12 protein-coding genes are annotated in these 18,261 nt (G+C 62.5%); 5 read left to right on the forward strand and 7 right to left on the reverse strand.

What is annotated here, in order from left to right:
* The first annotated feature begins 420 nt into the window (after positions 1-420).
* From QQZ18_RS00910 to QQZ18_RS00925, 3 genes are all read left to right on the forward strand, one after another.
* Positions 421-2,436 (forward strand): methyl-accepting chemotaxis protein, encoded by a 2,016-nt coding sequence (locus QQZ18_RS00910; RefSeq protein WP_284538741.1) that lies wholly within the window; start codon positions 421-423, stop codon positions 2,434-2,436.
* A 662-nt stretch (positions 2,437-3,098) separates the two neighbouring features.
* A complete protein-coding gene (locus tag QQZ18_RS00920; protein WP_284537400.1) occupies positions 3,099-3,326 on the forward strand; it encodes an AbrB/MazE/SpoVT family DNA-binding domain-containing protein in 228 nt (75 codons plus the stop codon).
* Complete coding sequence (locus QQZ18_RS00925) at positions 3,323-3,733, forward strand: type II toxin-antitoxin system death-on-curing family toxin (RefSeq protein ID WP_284537401.1); 411 nt, start codon at positions 3,323-3,325, stop codon at positions 3,731-3,733. The genes QQZ18_RS00920 and QQZ18_RS00925 overlap by 4 nt, the downstream gene beginning before the upstream one ends.
* Before the next feature lie 7 nt (positions 3,734-3,740).
* Here the strand turns inward: QQZ18_RS00925 and QQZ18_RS00930 are convergent, their stop codons facing one another.
* From QQZ18_RS00930 to QQZ18_RS00960, 7 genes are all read right to left on the reverse strand, one after another.
* A complete protein-coding gene (locus QQZ18_RS00930; RefSeq protein WP_284537402.1) occupies positions 3,741-3,956 on the reverse strand; it encodes a hypothetical protein in 216 nt (71 codons plus the stop codon).
* Between the two features lie 182 nt (positions 3,957-4,138).
* Positions 4,139-4,423 carry a hypothetical protein gene (locus QQZ18_RS00935; RefSeq protein WP_284537403.1) on the reverse strand — a complete coding sequence of 95 codons (285 nt, stop codon included), beginning with the start codon at positions 4,421-4,423 and terminating at the stop codon, positions 4,139-4,141.
* Positions 4,420-5,253, reverse strand: a complete 834-nt coding sequence (locus QQZ18_RS00940; protein ID WP_284537404.1) for a glycoside hydrolase family 108 protein — start codon at positions 5,251-5,253, stop codon at positions 4,420-4,422. The genes QQZ18_RS00935 and QQZ18_RS00940 overlap by 4 nt, the downstream gene beginning before the upstream one ends.
* A 404-nt stretch (positions 5,254-5,657) precedes the next feature.
* The gene (locus QQZ18_RS00945) at positions 5,658-6,188 is read right to left on the reverse strand and encodes a hypothetical protein (RefSeq protein WP_284537405.1); all 531 of its coding nucleotides are present in this window, start codon (positions 6,186-6,188) and stop codon (positions 5,658-5,660) included.
* Positions 6,189-6,190: 2 nt separating this feature from the next.
* A complete protein-coding gene (locus QQZ18_RS00950; RefSeq protein ID WP_284537406.1) occupies positions 6,191-7,174 on the reverse strand; it encodes a hypothetical protein in 984 nt (327 codons plus the stop codon).
* On the reverse strand, positions 7,134-8,288 hold the full coding sequence (locus QQZ18_RS00955; protein WP_284537407.1) for an HlyD family efflux transporter periplasmic adaptor subunit: 1,155 nt from the start codon (positions 8,286-8,288) through the stop codon (positions 7,134-7,136). Before QQZ18_RS00955 ends, QQZ18_RS00950 begins: the two co-directional genes overlap by 41 nt.
* Entirely contained in the window at positions 8,285-10,426 is a 2,142-nt protein-coding gene (locus tag QQZ18_RS00960) for a type I secretion system permease/ATPase (protein ID WP_284537408.1), read from the reverse strand. The genes QQZ18_RS00955 and QQZ18_RS00960 overlap by 4 nt, the downstream gene beginning before the upstream one ends.
* A 268-nt stretch (positions 10,427-10,694) precedes the next feature.
* On the opposite strand from QQZ18_RS00960, the gene QQZ18_RS00965 reads away from it, so the two are divergent.
* A complete protein-coding gene (locus tag QQZ18_RS00965; protein ID WP_284537409.1) occupies positions 10,695-11,246 on the forward strand; it encodes a GNAT family N-acetyltransferase in 552 nt (183 codons plus the stop codon).
* 1,281 nt (positions 11,247-12,527) lie between these two features.
* Positions 12,528-17,729, forward strand: coding sequence for a beta strand repeat-containing protein (locus QQZ18_RS00970; protein ID WP_284537410.1), 5,202 nt, complete (start codon positions 12,528-12,530; stop codon positions 17,727-17,729).
* The last annotated feature ends 532 nt before the right edge of the window (positions 17,730-18,261 follow it).

The raw sequence follows: 18,261 nt of genomic DNA on the forward strand, positions 1-18,261 counted from the left end.
GTGAATTTCGCAAGGGGCAACGCCGCTAGAGTTCGTCGAGTACCACGTGGAATGAGAGCCCTTGTTATCACGACCTCTGGAACAGGGAGAGGAAGAAAAACAAGACGATCGCAAGCGCTTGATGTTCAATTTCGGAGTAAAATGATGGGGCTCTCCAGTTAGTTGGATATAGTAATTTACTACATGATATATGTAAAAATTATCAGTGATATAAATATTTATAAGTAACGATCTGCAGTTCTCTACCTATAAACGTGCGATTAACAACTTCATGCAATTAAGTATTGCGAGCGCACAGTTCGGGCAAGCAGATCGAAGATGATTTGCGGCATTTCCGAGCGACTGTGGCTTTCAATCTCCCTGCGATGAAAAGGCCATAGGATGCAAATCCGCTGGAAGCTCTATTTGACGTTTGCCGCGATGGCTGCTTTCCTGGCCATTGAGGTAAAGGAAACGCTTGTTGCCGCCCTTGAGGCGAAGTCAAGCGCAAATGCCATCCTTCAATCGCAGTTGGTGCAAGACCAAGCGCTTGCGATCACGACGACATTTGCACTCGACCGAGGGCAGACGAGCGGTGTTGCCAGCGGAAAGCAGCTCTCGCCGGAGGTTGCTGACAAGCTGGAAAAGTCCCGTCTTGAGGCTCGGGGGGCTCTCGACAAGCTTCTTGGCAAGGCGAGCGGAGATCAAGCCGATGGCCTGAACGCCCTCGTTTCGGCGGCGGAGGATTTGCGCCGTCAGGTTTACGCTGCGGCTTCCTCCGGTGCGAAGGCGCCTGGCGATCTCGGTGCGCGCTGGTTTTCCGCTCAATCCCGCGCCATCGAGGCGGTCGACGATCTTGCCATGCGCGTGGCGGCCGATGGAGACGGAACGACAAGCCTGGCCCTTGCCCGCGCCACGGAGGCGCGCCGCCAGATATGGGAAGCCAGCGAGTACGTTGCCCGGGAACGCGGCAAGCTCAACGGCATACTCTCGGCCGGCCGCGCAGCCAGCCCTGCGGAGTTGGCCGAGCTGGCCGAATACCGCGGTCACGTGATGTCGGCCTGGAATGCGGCCTTCTCCCGTCTCGAGATGATCGGCGGGCCTGTTCGGACTCGCGCGGAAGACGCCAACGGGGTTGTCTTCGGCCGGTTCGAGGCGACGCGCCAGACGGTTTATTCCGCATTGACGAGCGGCGCCCCCGCCCCCCTGCCCGCGTCGGATTGGTTCTCGCAAGCGACCGAGGCGGTCAACGCGCTGGCCGGCGTGCAGTCCGCATTGGGTGAACACATCTCCTCGCAGACGGCGGAGCGACTGGCAGAAGCAGACTGGTCGCTGGCCTTGGCACTGACGGCCCTGTTCGCCACCCTCGCCGTTGTAGGCGTCACGGCTGCGGTGATCCATTTCGGCTTGGCAAAACCAATGGCCAGATTGACCGCCATCACGCGGTCGCTGGCGGGCGGCCATCTCGAAAATGAAATTGTCGTTCCGAAACGACACGATGAAATCGGCGAGCTGTTTCAGGCGACATCCGAGTTCCGGACAGCCCTTCTGGACGCCAGTCTGCTGCGCGCCGAACAGGAACAGACCAAGCGGCTGGTGGCGGAGAAGAAGACGCGCGACATGCTTCATCTGGCCGACAAGTTCGAAGCGACGATTGGCGTCGTCGTGGCGGCGCTCGGCACGGCGGGGCAGCAGTTGGAAGTGGCTGCCAACACGCTCGCGACCGGAGCGGAGGAAACGTCCAGTCAGTCGGCGGCCGTCGTTCGGGCCGCCGGATTCGCGGCTTCCGGCGTGCAATCGGCAGCTGGAGCCGCCGAAGAGCTCGCGGCCTCGGTTCGGGAGATCGGGCGACAGGTGGAAGTGTCGACGGACGCAGCGACCGCTGCGGTGGCCATGGCCGATACGACGGCAAAAGGGGTGCTTGGCCTTGCCGAATCCGCCGCCCAGATCGGAAACGTCGTCACTCTCATCAGCGATATCGCCGCCCGGACCAACTTGCTGGCTCTCAATGCGACGATCGAGGCAGCTCGGGCCGGCGAGGCCGGTCGAGGCTTCGCGGTCGTGGCGCAGGAAGTGAAGCAGCTTGCCGAGCAGACCGCCCGCGCCACATCGGAGATATCCTCTCAAGCGGCGACCATCCAGTCGGCGACCCGAACCTCTGCCGACGCAATCGGCACGATCGCCGCCCAGGTCCGCGACATCGGGCGCACCTCGACCGGCATCGCCGCCGCCGTGGCCGAGCAGGAAGCCGCTACGTCCGAGGTCGCGAGAGCTGTGGCCGTTGCCTTCCAGTCGACGCGAGAGGTCGACTCCAATATCGCCGGAGTGGCCTTGGCCGCACGGGAAACCTCGCAAGCCTCTACCGAGGTCAAGGGATCGGCGTCGAGCCTGAGCGAGCAGATCGACCAGTTGAAGATGGAAGTCTCGGAAGTTCTGGCGGGGCTGCGGGCGAGCTAGCGTCTCCGCTTATCTTTGAATCAAAAAAGCCAGACACCGAGTGTCTGGCTTTTTTAGATGGTGCGGTCGAGAATTGTGCCAAATGTATTACGGCATAAGGACTTATCTCAAAGTGCGGGGAAAAATCAGGCTTTGATTCATAAGGGAGAATTTAGACCTGCCCCTCCCCGCTTTTCCGAGTTTTTGCCATCAAAATGGACTCGCAATTTAGCCGGTAATGATCAGCTGCTTTGCGTCCGTCTGCCCCTTGCTGCTCAATGAAAAGGGGAGTCCCACACGCTCCATCTCGAAGCCTGCGAACACCTCCGGGCGGTCGTTGATGGAGAGGATAAAGTGCCTGCGAGTCATCTGCGGTTGGGCTGGGCAGGCCTCAGTGACAGAAGGGCCTGCGGCAGAGCGGAGTTGGCGTGTCCCGGTTGTTCGAGTTGCGGATGAATGTGCTCCACGTAGCCGCGGTGTCCGGGCATCACTCCAGGAACTCGCTCCGGCGCTACACGCACTTGCGCCAGCTCGGCGACCAGTGGGCGGGCTGGCAGTGGCTGGAAAGGATTGCGCCGGAGGCAGGGCAACAGGACGTTGCCACGCTGTAGGTCAGATCTTGCAAGCGGCAGTTCGTTTCGCTACTTGTAATAACAATCGTTATAACATGAGGCTCGAACTCTATGGTTCTCGCTCTGAAGCTGACCAAGGTCGGCAACTCGGTCGGCAGCGTATTCCCCAAGGAGGTGATGACGCGGCTTCATGTCGAGCAGGGGGACACGCTCTACTTAACTGAAGCGCCAGGAGGCTTTCGGATCACGCCCTACGAGCCGGAGTTCGAGGAGCAGATGGAAGCGGCCCGGCGGGTGATGAAGAAGCGCCGCAACGTACTCCGCGAGTTGGCGAAGTGACCGACGCAACCAAGTCGACAGTGATCTGGTTGAGCAAGGCCGTCGTGCTCGCGGCTCATGAAGAGCAGCTTTCCGAACATGGCGGCGCCGTGGGGCTTAGGGATGACGGGCTACTGGAATCCGCTTTGGCGCGCCCGAAGCACCTCCTTGCCTACACAGAACCCGAGCCCGACATTCCGGCTCTAGCCGCTTCCTATGCCTTCGGCATCGCGCGAGATCATCCGTTCACCGATGGCAACAAGCGAACCTCGCTTGTCGTCGCAGAAACCTTCATGCTTCTCAACGGCATAGAGCTGGAGGTCGGCGACGCCGAGCTTCTGAGCACATGGCTGCAACTTGCCGCAGGAGAAATCAGCGAGAGCAATTTGGCAGCTTGGCTCAGGGAACGAAGCGTGTCTCTCGGCTGACAGCGCCTCACTTGCTCGCCATCGCCCACTTGATCAGTGTTGGAGCGTAGGTCGAAACCGCTCCACCAATGAACAGCAGAAGGCCGAGCAGCAGCTTTGCCCCTTTCGCCTGATCGAGCAGGCTATTGAGGTGTTCGACTGCATCGGCGAGCCGCCGGATATCCTCCCCCATCTGTTCGACCTTCACTTCAAGCGCGATCACCTTGTCGCGGGTATCGTCCACGTCAGCCCCCTGCTTTGTGTGAGTGGACGGCAGGGCGCCCTGCCCCGCCGCCAGGATCGAGCGGTCACCGCGACCGCTTGATCATCTCGTCATTGCCAAGGATTCGCCGTAGTGCGGCCGGGTCGGTCTCGGCGAGACAGACGGCCGCCGCCGGCTGAAGAGGCGTGACGAGCTTCAGCCCGTCACCGAGCCGGCTGGTTGCCGGATTGCAGGCTGAGACAGCCAGCGCCGCCGCCGGCACGGCGACACAGATCCTCAATCGTCGCCCGATCGAGCTTTTCATCAATCACCACCCTTTCCCGGTGAGCTTCGAGGGCGTTGGCATTCTGCCGGGCAACCTCGGACGCGGCGCCGGCCGCGTAGATGCGCCAAGCGGCCAAGCCGAGCCCGGCCGCCAGCGCGAGGAGGAGGAGAAGCCGCCAGTCGCTCTTGACGAAGGCGAAGGCGGCGCCGAGAAGGCCGGTCACGCCAGGGCCTCGGCGAGTTCAGCCCGGCGCCGACGCGCCCACCAGCCGTAGACGGCGCCGCCGATCGTCAGCACGGCCGAGACCACGACGATGCCGGCGACGATGTTGCCGATGGTCGCGCTGCCGGCGGCAAGCGGGGTGAGTTGCGTTTGCGCCGTCTGGAGTGCGCCGACGATGGCGCTGCCGCCGATCGCGCCGCCACCGGTCACCGCATCGGCAAGCGCCGCCGAGGGCGCCGCCTTGGCGTCGGAGGGAAGCGCCTTGGCAGCACCGGCCGCGTCATAGACAACTTCCGGACCGACCGAGCCGCGCGCCCAGGCCTGCCCCACGGCGAGCACCTGCCGGAGGCGGTTCGTCCAGCCCTTGCCGAAGGTCGACCACGTCTTGAGCGCCTTCAGGAAGGCGTCGCGAAGCTTGAGGATGCGATCGATCAGCGCGTCATGGTCATTGACGGCGGCGACTGCTTGCAGCGTCTGCGGCCCGATCAGGCCATCGACACGATCGAGGCCGAGCGCGCGCTGGAGCCACTTCACCGATTGCGCCGGGCCGGAGTTGACCGCGCCATCGAAGACGACGAAGCCGACGCCAGGCGGCAGGCTGTCGCCCTTGATGAGGTTCCAGTAGCGGCTTCGATAGATCGCCCTCACCTCGTCATCGGAGATGCAACGGACACTCTGCCGGGCGGCGCCGACCGATTTCCGATAGGTGTCATAGACGGCTTGGGTAACGCCCTTCATGGTGGCGCGGCCGGGGTCTTTGGGGTGGTTTACGAAGCCGCCCTCAAGGATGAGTTCCTTGGCGAGTGCGCGGTCGAATTCAGCAATAGTCACGGGCTGTCTCCTCACAAAAAAACCACCCCGAAGGGTGGTTGATGGCGAAATTCTCCCGTTAACGGGGCGTGTCAGAAACCTTGGTGTGGAATCATCGGCTCGTCCGCAGCTACACGGGCAGAAGGATGGTGTTTACGATGGTGATGATTGGCTACGGTCGCATTGTTCAAGGCCGCAGAACATACTTGGTCTCATTCACCGGGCAGAAGGTCGACAGCTTCAGCTCATATGGCGAAGCAGTAGAGTTCGCGGCGTCCCTATGTGACGGACTTGGCTACACGGGAATGTATGTGGGCACGAGGAGCTGAGCCCTTTGCATCGAGCCGACGCGAGGGGGCGAACCCCATGCCCACAAAAACCACCTCAACCGGCGGGCATCGGTCATTCGGTGGTGTTGTGGCGGGCTATTCCGGCCAGACGATCACCGCTGCCGCGCTGATGGCTTCGGCGCTCTCCGCCGCGTCGATCGCCGCCTTGGCTTCGAGGCGAAGACGTTCGATCTCGGCACTCTTGATCTGCCAAGCCGCATGCATCTCGGTCACCACACGGGCGACGGCCTCGGCGGTCGCCCCGGTGATGCCGACCTCCGCGAAGATGTGCGGGCACTCGGCGGCCGTCAGGCTGGCGTCGGCGAGATAGGCTTTCGCCTCCGTGAGCTTCTGCTGGTAGGCCATGGCTTGCCCGGCACCCGGCGTGATGTAGGTCAGGCGGTAAGCCTCGGCGGAGGCATCCACGGCGGCCTTCGCCGAACCGCGGAGATCTTCGAGCGGCACTGACGGACCGGCTTGCGGCGCCCAGCTCTCGCCATCGACCGTCCATCCGATGCCGACCCCTTCCGGACCGAGAACTGCTCCGAACTCGATCGGGTCGGCATCGTCATCCAGCACGATGGCGTTGACCACCACGCCGGCCTCAATGATGTATCCGGTTTTCATGATCAGAACTCCCAGATCAGGATGCAACCAGGGCCACCAAGGACCGCAGGGGCGGTGGATGATGTGCCCGAGGCGGCGGCCTGACCACCTGCGCCGCTGCCGTAGCCAACGCCTGGATTTCCGGGTCCCGTCTGACCGCCACCATTAACCGACCCACCGGCGCCACCGGCGCCAAGGCCGAAAGGCCCGGCACCTCCGCTACCGGACATGCCAGAGTAGGAGACCCCGGGGCTGTACGATTGCGTGCCGGGGGCCGCTGGTATGGCTACGGCTCCGTTGCTCGTGGTCTTTGAGACTCCGCCAACGCTGAGCGACGTCGCCCCGCCGCTCGCCCCGATGGTTGCGGGGTAGGATGTTCCGTCGTTCACGCTGAGGACATGGATGCCGCCTGCACCGCCGGCCGCGCCATTTCGGAGGGTCAGCATGCCCCCGGCCGCGCCCATTGCCCCCCAGCCCTGCCCACCATCGACAAAAAACGCGACCCACTTGGTCACGCCCGCCGATGGCGTCACGTTTCCGGATGCCGTGATCAGGCGGATATTTTTTACGCCCCCCGCCGAGAAGCCCGCGAGAGCCGCCGCGATGGCAGCGTGAACGCCATCCGGCGCAACCGGTTTGTTGCCGATCTCGCCGGCAATGGTCTCCGTCGGTGTAGCGAGGTCGAGCCCCACCGTGACGGTCCCGGCAAGCGTCGCGCTCTCACCTCCGTTGATCTTGACGCCGAGGCCGCTGGCGATCGTCCGCGTCTCCGGCACCCATTGGCTCAAGGCTTGATGGGTGGCCGGGTCGATCGCGGCAATCGCCACGTCGCTCGCACCGTCATAGAGGTTGAGCTGCCACTCCGAGCCGGAATCGTCGATCCACATCATGCCCGGCTGAACGTAACCGGGTCGCGCCGGTCCTTTGTGGTTGGTCACCAGCGCCGGCACCACGCCGTTGATCCGCTCAAGCAGGGTCGATCCGCTGTCGGATGAACGGGAAGGCATCGGCCTTGATGACGGCCTCATCGCCGATCGCCACGAAGCCGACGTCGGCCGAAGGCAGCAGCGCCTCCACCTGGAGCGGACCGCCCTCGGGGACCACCACCGCGATCGACTGGCCGGCCGCCACCACCTGTCCCGGCGAGGTCACCGCGAGCTGCTGGACGACGCCATCGATCGGCGCCTTGATCACGAAGTGGCTGAGGCGATCGGCCAGCCCTTCGGCCTGCTTGTCGAGTTGTTCGATCTGCCGCTCTGCCGCCTGGATGCCACGCGTCTCCTCATCGAGGAACTGCTCGACCAGTTGCTTTTTCTCGCGCGTGATGCGCTCGACGGCAGCATCGATCTCGGCGAGCTGGGTGGCGGTGTCGACGAGATCGGCCTCCACCCGGAATAGTTGATCGTTGATGCCGAGCACAGCTGCCCGCGACCCGACGGCGGAATCGAGCAGCTTTTCCTGCATGCCCTGCCGCTCGGTCAGCACCGCCATCAGCTTCTCGCGTACCGCCTTGACACCCTCGGCCCGGACGCGTCGCGCCGATGCCTCCTGCGTCTCGGCCGTCTTGGCGGCGGTGGCGGCGTCGAGGGCGGATAGCGACGCTCTGAGGCTCGCTCGCTCGCGTTCGGCGACGTCAGTCGGGACCGAGGGATCGAAGGTGATGTCGACCGGACGTTTCCCGGAAACCGCCGCCTCGATGGCCGCCTTCCGCCTGATGCGCTCGGCCCGCCAGGCGGTCAGTGCCAGCATGGTGGCATCGTGCTCCGTTCGCACCGCCTTGTCGTCGAGCACCACCAGCGTCTGCCCAGCCTTTACCCGTTGGCCGTTCTCGACGGTGATCTCCGTCACGCTGCCCGCCTCCATCGGCTGAAGCAAGGCAGCGGGCGCCGAGGTGCGCACTCGTCCCACCGCGTTGGTGAACTCGTCGAGGCGGGCGAACGCACTCCAGGCGATGGCGGCGCCGGTCGCCGCGACAATGATGGCGATCAGCCCGACCACCGCCTTGGGCGTTGGCCGCGCCGCGATCTCTACGGCGGCCGGCAGGAACTCGACATAGCGAGCCGACACCTTGGGCAGCGCAGAGGTTGGCGCGCCCGGCGCCCCGTCTGACGGGCTGGTCATGACTGGAACACCTGCCGGTTCTGGTGCTGCAACATGCGGGCAAAGAAGCCCTCGCTCGTCCGGACGAGGTCCTGCGGCGCGCCGTCCTCGGCGATCTTGCCACGAGCCAGCGTGACGATGCGGTCGCAGCGCGTCACGGCAGCAAGGCGGTGGGCGATGATGATCACCGTGCGCCCCTTGGCGATCTCGCGCATGTTGGCCTGGATGGCCTCTTCGCTCTCATAGTCGAGGGCGCTGGTCGCTTCGTCGAGGATGAGAATGCGCGGATTGGTGGCAAGCGCCCGCGCGATGGCGAGCCGCTGCCTCTGGCCGCCGGAGAGGTTGGCGCCTCGCTCTTCAAGAATGGTGTCATAGCCCGCCGACAACTCGGCGATGAAGCCGCTGGCGCCGGCCAACTCGGCGGCGCGCATCACCTGACGGCGCGTCATGGCCGGATTGGCGAGCGCGATGTTGTCGTGGATGGAGCGGTTGAACAGGAAGTTCTCTTGCAGCACCACGCCGACCTGCCGCCTCAGCCAAGTCGGGTCGACCTGGGAGATGTCGATGCCGTCCACCAGCACCTGCCCGCGCTCCGGCACGTAGAGGCGCTGGACGAGCTTGGACAGCGTCGACTTGCCCGAACCGGACGGGCCGATGATGCCGATCGACGTGCCGGCCGCGATGTCGAGGGAGAGATTCTCGATCACCGGCGCGGTGTCGGCGCGATAGCGGAAGGTGACCTCGGAGAGGCGGATGTGACCGCGCGCCGGCGGCAGGGCGCCGAGGGCGCCAAGGCGGGGCTCGGTGGGGTGCGATAGCACGTCGCCCAGCCGATCGACGGCGACGCGTACCTGCTGGAACTCCTGCCAAAGCTGGGAGAGGCGCAGCACCGGCGCCGACACCTGAGACATGATCATGTTGAAGGCGACGAGGCCGCCGACCGTCATCCGCCCTTCCATCACCTCCCAGGCGCCGAACAGCAGCACCAGCGCCGACAGGCTGCGACTGATCCACTGGATCGCCGACTGGCCGACGGTGGAGAGCAGTACGCCCCGGAAAGAGGCATGGACGAAGGCGGCGAGCCTGTCCTCCCAGTCGGCTTGGCTCTGCGGCTCGGACGCCGTTGACTTCAAAGTCTGTACGCCCAGCACCGTCTCGACGAGGTGCTGTTGGCTGAGCGCGCCCTTCTGGAAGCGCTCCTCGGTGTTGGCGTGCAGCATCGGCTGCAAGACCAGCGCGACGATGATGTAGGCGGGCACGGTCAACGTGACGATGATGGCCAGCGTGGTCGAATAGAGATAGAGGCAGGCGATCAGAAGCAGCGCGAACACCACGTCGAGCCCTGCGGTCAACGCTTGCCCGGTGATGAACTGACGGATGCGGTCGAGCTCGCGCACCCGCGCCACCGTCTGCCCGGCTGCCCGCGTTTCGAAGTAGGAGACGGGCAGCTTGATGAGATGGCTGAATACCCCGGCGCCGAGCTCAACGTCGATGCGGCTCGCCGTGTGGGTGAGAAGATGGGTGCGGAGATATTCGGTCACCGTCTGGAAGACGACCAGCAGCACCATGGCGACGACGACGGTCACCAGCGTCGCCCGGCTATAGTGGACCAGCACCTTGTCGATGACGATCTGGAACAGCAGCGGCGTCGCCAGCGCGAACAGTTGGATCACCAGCGAGGCGGCCAGCACGAATGAAAGCTCCATCCGGTGCTTCTTCAGTGATGCCCACAGCCACGCGAACCCCAGCCGCTCCTCGACGCTGGCGAGGCGCCGCGTCACGAGAATCAGGCTACCGGAGGTCTCTTCCAGAAAGCGCTCCGACTCCATCTCTGTCAGGGCGCGGGTCGCCGGGTCGAACAGTTTTAGGCGGCTCGCCTCAATGGCGACCAGGATGCGATAACTGCCGTCGGCGAGGCCGACGATGGAGGGTCTCGGCGCCTTGATCAGGTCCTCACCGGTCTTGATGGTAAAACGCCGTGCCTTGAGGCCGGTCATTTTCGCCGAACGCAGCAGGTCGCGATCCCCGACCGGTTCACGGCCGAGAGCCAGCCGATGCCGCAACCCGGCTTCGTCGAATGGCAGACGGTGGTGGCTGGCCAGGGCGGCAAGCGCCGCCATGCCGCTGTCGGGGTTGAGGCGCGGTTCGGGCGCGTTCAAGATGCCGCTCCGGCACGTTTGGCGGCTAAATCGCCAAGCCTTTGCGCACTCGGAGAATTGACGCGTTGGGCCGTGCCTTCAGGTTGAGCCGCACTACTAATATGCGAATTATGCGTCACATTGGTACGTTTCTAATTGTATATGGCAACCGTTGACATACACAATTTTTACGATACCGTCCAGGCAATCGCGTGACCATGGGGATGAGAACGCCAGCGGCGTTTGCCTTCGCAGCATTATGAAATGCTCTCCGCGATAGGGGACTATTTTGGACGACATCAACAAGGAAACGGCAGTCGGCGGGCTGCCGGTCGATGGCGATATCGCGCCGTCGGGGCCAACGCCCGACGAAGTGGGCCTCCGGGTGCGGCTGCTCGAATCGCGCGACCGCGACAGCATCGGCCGCATCCTCAAGCAGCACCACGCCACCACGGTGTTTCGCAACCAGCCCTTCTCCGACTGGAAGCTCGACCGGCATTTCCAGTTGATCCTGTCGCGCCCGCCGCGCATGGCCTGCCTTGTCGCCGTCTGGAACGACGAAGTCCTAGGCGTCGCCTGGGCCAGCGCCGATAGCTACATGCTGAGCGACGGGCCGCTGTTCTCGACCGTCGAGGTGATCGCCGTGGATCTTGAACGCCCGCCGCTGCGTAGGGCGAAAGTGTTCCTCGCGCTGGTAGCGGGATTGAAGCAATGGGCGGCGTCGATGGGGGCTAGCCACACGTTTGTGCATGTCACCACTGGATCGAATCTCAAGGCGACGGACAGGCTCATGAGAGCTTCGGGCGCGCAGTTCATTGGAGGAGCATATGTGGTTCCCTAGAGCTAAAACGAAAGGCCTCTCAGGCTATATAGAGAAGCACGCTCCCCGACGCGCCGAAGTTTGTGAGAAATTCCCATCAAAGTTACTAATTATATTGGTGGTAGGCATAACTCTGTCTGCGTGCATATCGCACAAAAATATCAACTATGGAAACTGCTCATCCACCCCGACCGCAGATTCTTTGCCGTATATTTTAGATGTTGGAGACAACTATATCTCTGTAAACGGCAATCGAGTAATAAATACAGACAATAAACCGTCGTCATTCTGCAGAAGAAAAATCGGAAGTACTGATATATACAGTATGTTTTCCGAAAAATACAGGGTTTCAATACATTATGAACCTCATATAGGAAGATCAAAACTAAATTCATACTTGTCCGATAAGAGCGGACAGCCAGATATGGGCGAAACTCTTCTTAGTCTATTTTTTCTTAAATCTGGCGAAGATAGCTTGATTAAGGTTTATGTAGAGGAGTTTAGTCGATGACTGGGAAAGATAAAGTCAGTCAGATCGAATTCAAGTTTGACGATAGTGTCCCATCTTACGTCAGGGAGCAACTACAGGACCCTATTAATAGAATTAACCAACATATAGTCGATCTTTATTCTATCTCAAATGTAATACCTAGAACTGTAGAAATAACGTCCGACCCGATGAGGGCCAACTCCCCTAGATTAGTTGAAGTCGACAAAATAACAGGAAAGGCGCTTTATGAAAATCCACGTCTTGGTGGACTGACCGTCGGAAACAAGATATATATCGCAGTTCCTCCGCTTTATGGCGAAGTAAAACAATACCCATATTCTTTTCTTCATGAGTTTAGGCATGTGACGGTTCCCGGCACCGCAGGGCCGAATGACCCTCATTACGCATCTTGGTATGACGGCTTAATAGAGATGAAACGGATTCTTAATGTTGTTCCGCACGATACCGATGTTATGTATTCAAGTCAGCCTGACCTCCTCAAGTGCTTCACTGGTGATACATCTATTCAACTTGAAGGCGGGAATACATGCTATATTAGAGATATTAGGCCAGGAGATATAGTTCTGGCGTATGATTCAAGAAATGAAAACAGATATAATAGTCTAGTTCCTCGTCGAGTCACTCATTTATTTAACAACATCACTACTGAATGGGTAGTCCTAACTTGGCAGGAGAACGACTCCTCCCGCGAGTTAACCTGTACACCCGGCCACCACTTCCTGGACGAGTTCGGCAACTTCCCCACCATCGCAGACATTCTTAAGCGCAGCGGTGGCGATGAGGCGACCATCGTGCTTGCGGACGGTCAGCTGCAACGCGTTTCCGCCCGGCGCATCGTCTATTCCGCCGAGACCGCCCACCTATACGAGCGCGCCAGCAAGCTTGAGACGCCAGTCGTTGGCGGCCTCGCCCTGTCGCCCATCGTCGTTGAAGGCTGGGCCACCTACAACTTCGAAGTCGAGGATCTACACACCTACGTGGCTGGTGGCGTCCGCGTTCACAACACCTCTAATCCGTGGACACATGAGTCCACCAAGGAAAAGAAGGATGTCGCCGTGACCGAAGCGGCAATTCGGCATGGCGTCCCGGAAGACTACGCCATTGCGCTTGGCAAGGGATCGCTTGGTGTTGAGGAGCTTGGCGGGTCCAGCGGCTCGGGCGTCACCAAAGGCTCAAATAGTAGCACCAGTGGCGGCGGCTTGGTCTCCTACTCGACCTCGGGCCGCGCGATCTCGCTCGATCGCCAGACCTATGACAGTTACATTTCGTCGCATGGTGGCGACAGGGCCACTGCGAATAGTCGCGTGGAAGCGGCGGTGACGGCCGCGGTTGCTGCCGGCAAGTCGTACAAAGACGCGATGGCGGCCGGCATGGGTGAGGCCCGCGCAGCAGGCCTCGGGACCTCCGATTGGTCAACGAGCCGCACGGCCGAGAATGCTTATAATGCCGCCAAAGAGGCGGCCGCCAAGCAGCAGAAAACCCAGTCGTCCTCGACCTCCGGCTCATCCGGCAAGGGTAGTGGCTCCAGTGCCAACACTGCGCCTTCCGGTCAGACCTCCGGTAGTGGCTCCTCCAGCAGCGGCTCGTCCGGTAAGGGCAGCGGCGGCTCCGGCTCCAATAGCTCCTCATCTCCAAGTTCATCTGGCAGTGGCTCATCCGGCGGCAGTTCCGGCAAGGGCCATCCCGTCTTGCTTGATCTCGATGGCGACGGCTTTGACGTGACGCGGCTCGACCAGTCGAGCGTCTACTTCGACATCGGCGGCGATGGCTACAAGCATCGCACTGCCTGGGCTGGAGCCGGTGACGGCGTGCTGATGGTCGACGCCGACGGCGACGGCGTCATCTCGAACCGCAAGGAAGTGATCTTTACCGACTGGGACCCCACCGCCGACAGTGACATTGAGGCGCTGAGGCAGGTGTTCGACACCGACAAGAACGGTGTGCTCGATGCCTCCGACGCCGACTGGTCGAAGTTCAAGGTGATGGTGACGCGCCCCGACGGCACGACGGTGGCGAAGACCATGGCCGAGCTGGGCATCCGCTCGATCAAGCTGACGACCGACGAAACGCGCATCGCTCTCTCCGATGGTTCCTCGATCGACGGCGTGACGAGCTACACCAAGACGGACGGCAGCACCGGGCAGGCAGCGACGGCAACGCTGATGGTCGATAGTCGCGGCTATGCCGTCAGCACCACATCCTCGACGGACGGGGCCGGCGCGGTCACAGTGACCAGCAAGGCGCTGACCAGTGACGGTTCGCTCGCCGAGGAGATCGTGCGGACGACGACGGCCGATGGCCTCGGCGTGACGACCAGGTTTGATTCCAATGGAGATGGTGTCATCGATCGCGTGCTGACGGACGTGACGACGGTGAATGCCGACGGCTCGCGCCAGCGCGTCGAGACCAACAAGACGGCGGCCGGCGTGCTGATCGACAAGATCACCACCGCGACCAGCGCCGACCGCAAGACCATCACCATCGATCGCGACAAGCGCGGCGGCGGCTGGACCACCGAGCGCGAGACGCAGGTGACCGGCACCGACAACTCGCTGGTCGTCACGCTGGCTGCCTTGGCGCCGAGTGCCTCGACCATTGCCAAGACCACGACGACCATGAGCGCCGACCGTCTGCTCCGGTCCGTTGCCTTCGATCTGGACGGCAACGGCACGACGGAGCGCACGACAAGCGATCAGACGGTGATCAACAGCAATGGCAGCCGCGTCGAGACCGAAAGCGTCAACGCTGGGACGGGCGCGCTGCTGGCCAAGACGGTGACGAGCATTTCCGCCGACGGACAGTCGCGGACAGAGACGATCGACAGCGATGGCGACGGCCTTGTCGATCTCAACGTCGCATCGTCGACGGTACGGGACACGGCGGGAACGGCGACCGTGACGGAAACCAGGACGGCCCGCAGCGGCGGTGCCATTGGCAAGACGGTAACGACGACCAGCCGCGATGGCCTGACGAAAACCTCCTCATCGGACCTCAACTCGGATAGCGCTTTTGACCGGACCAGTTCGGATGTCACCACGGTCGCGGCCGACGGTACGCGCACGCAGGTGTTCTCGACGAAAAGCGCCAACGGCACGCTTCTGTCGAAGACCACGACGGTGCGTAATGCGGACGGGCTGACGCGCACCACAACGACCGATGCCAACGGCGACGGGGCGACCGATCGGACGGTGACTGTGGCCAAATCCGCTTCGAGTCAGGTCATCGAGACGACGACCGATTATGCCAGCAATGGCACGAGTGTGCTCAGGGCCGTCAAGACCACTTCGGCCGATGGGCGATCGACGCGAACCGAAACCGGTCGATTCGTATCCGGTGCATTCGAAATCGCCGAGGTCGGCATCGACACGACTGTCAAGAACTCGGACGGCTCTTCAACCGAGACGGTGGAACGACGCGCGCGCAACAATGCGCTTATCGACCGCACGGTCACCAACATCAGCGCCAACGGATTGACACAGTCGGTGACCCGCGACATCAACGGCGACGGCGCGGTGGATGCCTCGGCTTCCTCTGTCACGGTGGTCAACGCCGATGCGAGCCAAGTGAAGACGGTGGAAGCGCGGAGCGGCAACAATACGCTGCTCTCCAAGTCCACCACGACCATCAGCGCCGACCGCCGCAGCGTCATCACCGACATCGACGCTGACGGTGACGGCAAGCTCGATGGCAAGCAGACGACGACGGTCGCGACCGACGGCAGCACCACTGTCGAGCAGCGTGACCTAACCGACACGGGCGTGCTCCAGAGCCGCGTGACGGCCAAAACGAGCGCCAATGGCCTCGTCGTGACCACCGAGACGGATGCCGACGGCGATGGCACCATCGATCGCAAGGTGACGGATTCGACCAGCCTGTCCACGGACGGCAGCTCCACGCGCACCGTGTCCAGTTATGCTCGCTCCGGCGCGCTGCTGGTCTCCGAAAAGACGTGGGTGGCCGGCGACGGCTTCACCACAACCGGGTCGCGAGACAGAAACGGTGACGGTACGGCCGACGAAACGGTCACCTCCGACACGACCTTCTCCGCCGACGGTTCAACGAAGACCGTGACTTCGGCGAACAACGGCACGTCGCTGGTGTCGAAGTCGACGGTGACAGTCAGTGGCAACGGATTGTCCAAGACCATCGTTGACGACATCGATGGAAACACGACCACCGACCGGACGACGGCGGAGACCACGTCGCTGAATGCAGATGGCTCAACGGTGGTGACAAAGACCGTCAAGTCGGCCAACAACACCTTGATCGGCTCGTATGTTACGACGACGACCGCCAACGCGTTGACCGCGACCACGACAGTCGACCTCGATGGCAACGGCCAGACCGACCTGTCGAGCGTCAAGGAGATATTGGTCGACGGCTCAGCCAAGGTGACAGTCAAGGAGTTCAACGCGGCCGGTTCTCCGCAGAGCAGTGTCGTCACGCTCACATCGGCCGATGGGCTGACGGTGACGACCAGCATCGATTCCAACAACGATGGCACGGTGGATCGAACGCGCAGTCAGGTGACGGCCATCGGCGCCGATGGGGCCAAAACAACCACATCTTCCGAATACTCGGGGACATCCACTCTGACGGAAAGGTCGACGAGCACCGTCAGCGCCAACGGGTTGACCTCGTCGATCATCTGGACGGATGGGGCTGGCGCCCGGCTCGGCAGCGTCGAGCAGGCAACGGTGATCGCCGCGAACGGCGACAAGACGGAAACCAGCACCTACCGCAAGGCCGATTCCTCGGTCGAGAGCAAGGTGACGACGACCACGTCGGGCAACGGCAACACGGTGTCGGTGGTGCGCGACGTCAACGGAGACGGTAAGACGGACCAGACGGTCGTCACCGCGCTGGCCGACGACGGGACGGCCACAGAAGTGTCCTCGCAGTTCCAGGCCAATGGCACGACGCTGGCGAGCCGCAAAACGGTGACGCTCAGCGCCAATCGCTTGGTGAAGACCACTCTGTTCGATGCCGACGGCAATGGTGCCGCCGAAAAGCAGCTCGTGGAGACGACCGTCCTCAACGCCGACGGCAGCACGACCGCGACCACGGTCGAGAGCGTCATGAACGGCTCCTGGCAGGTCAAGTCGCGGACGCAAGACGTGACGTCGGGCAACGGTCTTTCCCGGACGACATCCTTCGACGATACCGGCGGCGGTACCTATGGTCTGACGCACGAGAACAAGGTGACGCTCGACGCCGATGGCACCCGCAGGACGACTGACACCTGGAAGTCGGGTTCGGCGGTTACCAGATCGTCGACGCTCGTCGAATCGGCAAATCGCCTGACGTCGACACTGTCGCTCGACAATAACGGCGACGGCACGACGGACCAGACCACGCAGACCACCAAGGTGCTGAATGCCGACGGTTCCACCACGGTAACCAGCATCAGCAAGGTCGGCACGGCGGCTCTTTCCAGCACCGTCACGACGACCAGCGCCGACGGACGTACCGTGACGATCGAGGACACTTCGGCCATTGCTGGCGTCGATGGCCGCAAGGCCACCCGAACGACCCGGACGCTGGCCGACGGTTCGACCATCGAGCGGAACGAGGTTCGCAACACTGCGGGCCTGCTGATCGAGGCGACGACGACCACGACGTCGGACGACAAGCGGCTTGTGAAGTATGAGCGCGATGTCAACGGCGATGGCACGTTCGATCAGGTCGAAACGCGACAGACCACCATCGACGGGCGACTGATCACTACTACTGAGAACCGCAACTCCGCCGGTACGCTTATGTTCGATGCAGGGAATGCCATGAGGAGCCGGGCGACCTCTCGAAGCGCGGTGACCGGATCGGGCTTGGCTTCGGCAAGCGGCGCGACCTCATCGACCAACCGCGACAAGATCGATCGTTCGGCCGTCGTAAGCGCCCGGCTCAGCGTCGGGGTCCGGCTCGCCGCGTCTTCGGGCCTCAAGGTGCGTTCCAGCTCGACCAGCGAGGGCGGCAACGAGAACGTCGTGGGGTGAAGCAGCTGCGGGGTGGGAAGTGCGGGACGGTTGGACATTGTTCGGCTCCGGCGCGGGCTTCAGGCGGTTGTCGCGGGCTTGGTAGACGGCTTCGGTGAAGTAGTTCCAGGAACGGATGCTCGACGGTCGCGCCCTGCTACATCGGGCTCGGATGGCTGGGAGAATGTCGGCCTGGAGGTCGCAGCCGTTGCGGATCCAGTTCATCGGATCGGACAGGACGAGGAGCCCCGGCGCCGCGGCTGGATTGACCAGCGCCCTACCCCCGGCATTTGCCAGTTCCCGACCGAGCGTTTCGTAATCCGGTTCCGAGATCGGCTCAGGCTCGGGCGCCGCGTCGCGCGTCTCGTCCGGTGTAGTCTGGGGGGATATAGGGGGGGTGTTAGGGGGTGTGGGGGAAAGCGGGGGGGAATGGGGGGTGTCGCGTGACTGTCCTGTGACTGTCGCGTGACTGTCACGCCTACGGTCACGCTCCCGGCGCTTGCGTTCGGCCGCTTTGGCGCGGCGCTCGGCGTCGACCGCGTCTCTTTCCTCG

The organism is Pleomorphomonas sp. T1.2MG-36, from assembly GCF_950100655.1.
Lineage (GTDB): Bacteria > Pseudomonadota > Alphaproteobacteria > Rhizobiales > Pleomorphomonadaceae > Pleomorphomonas.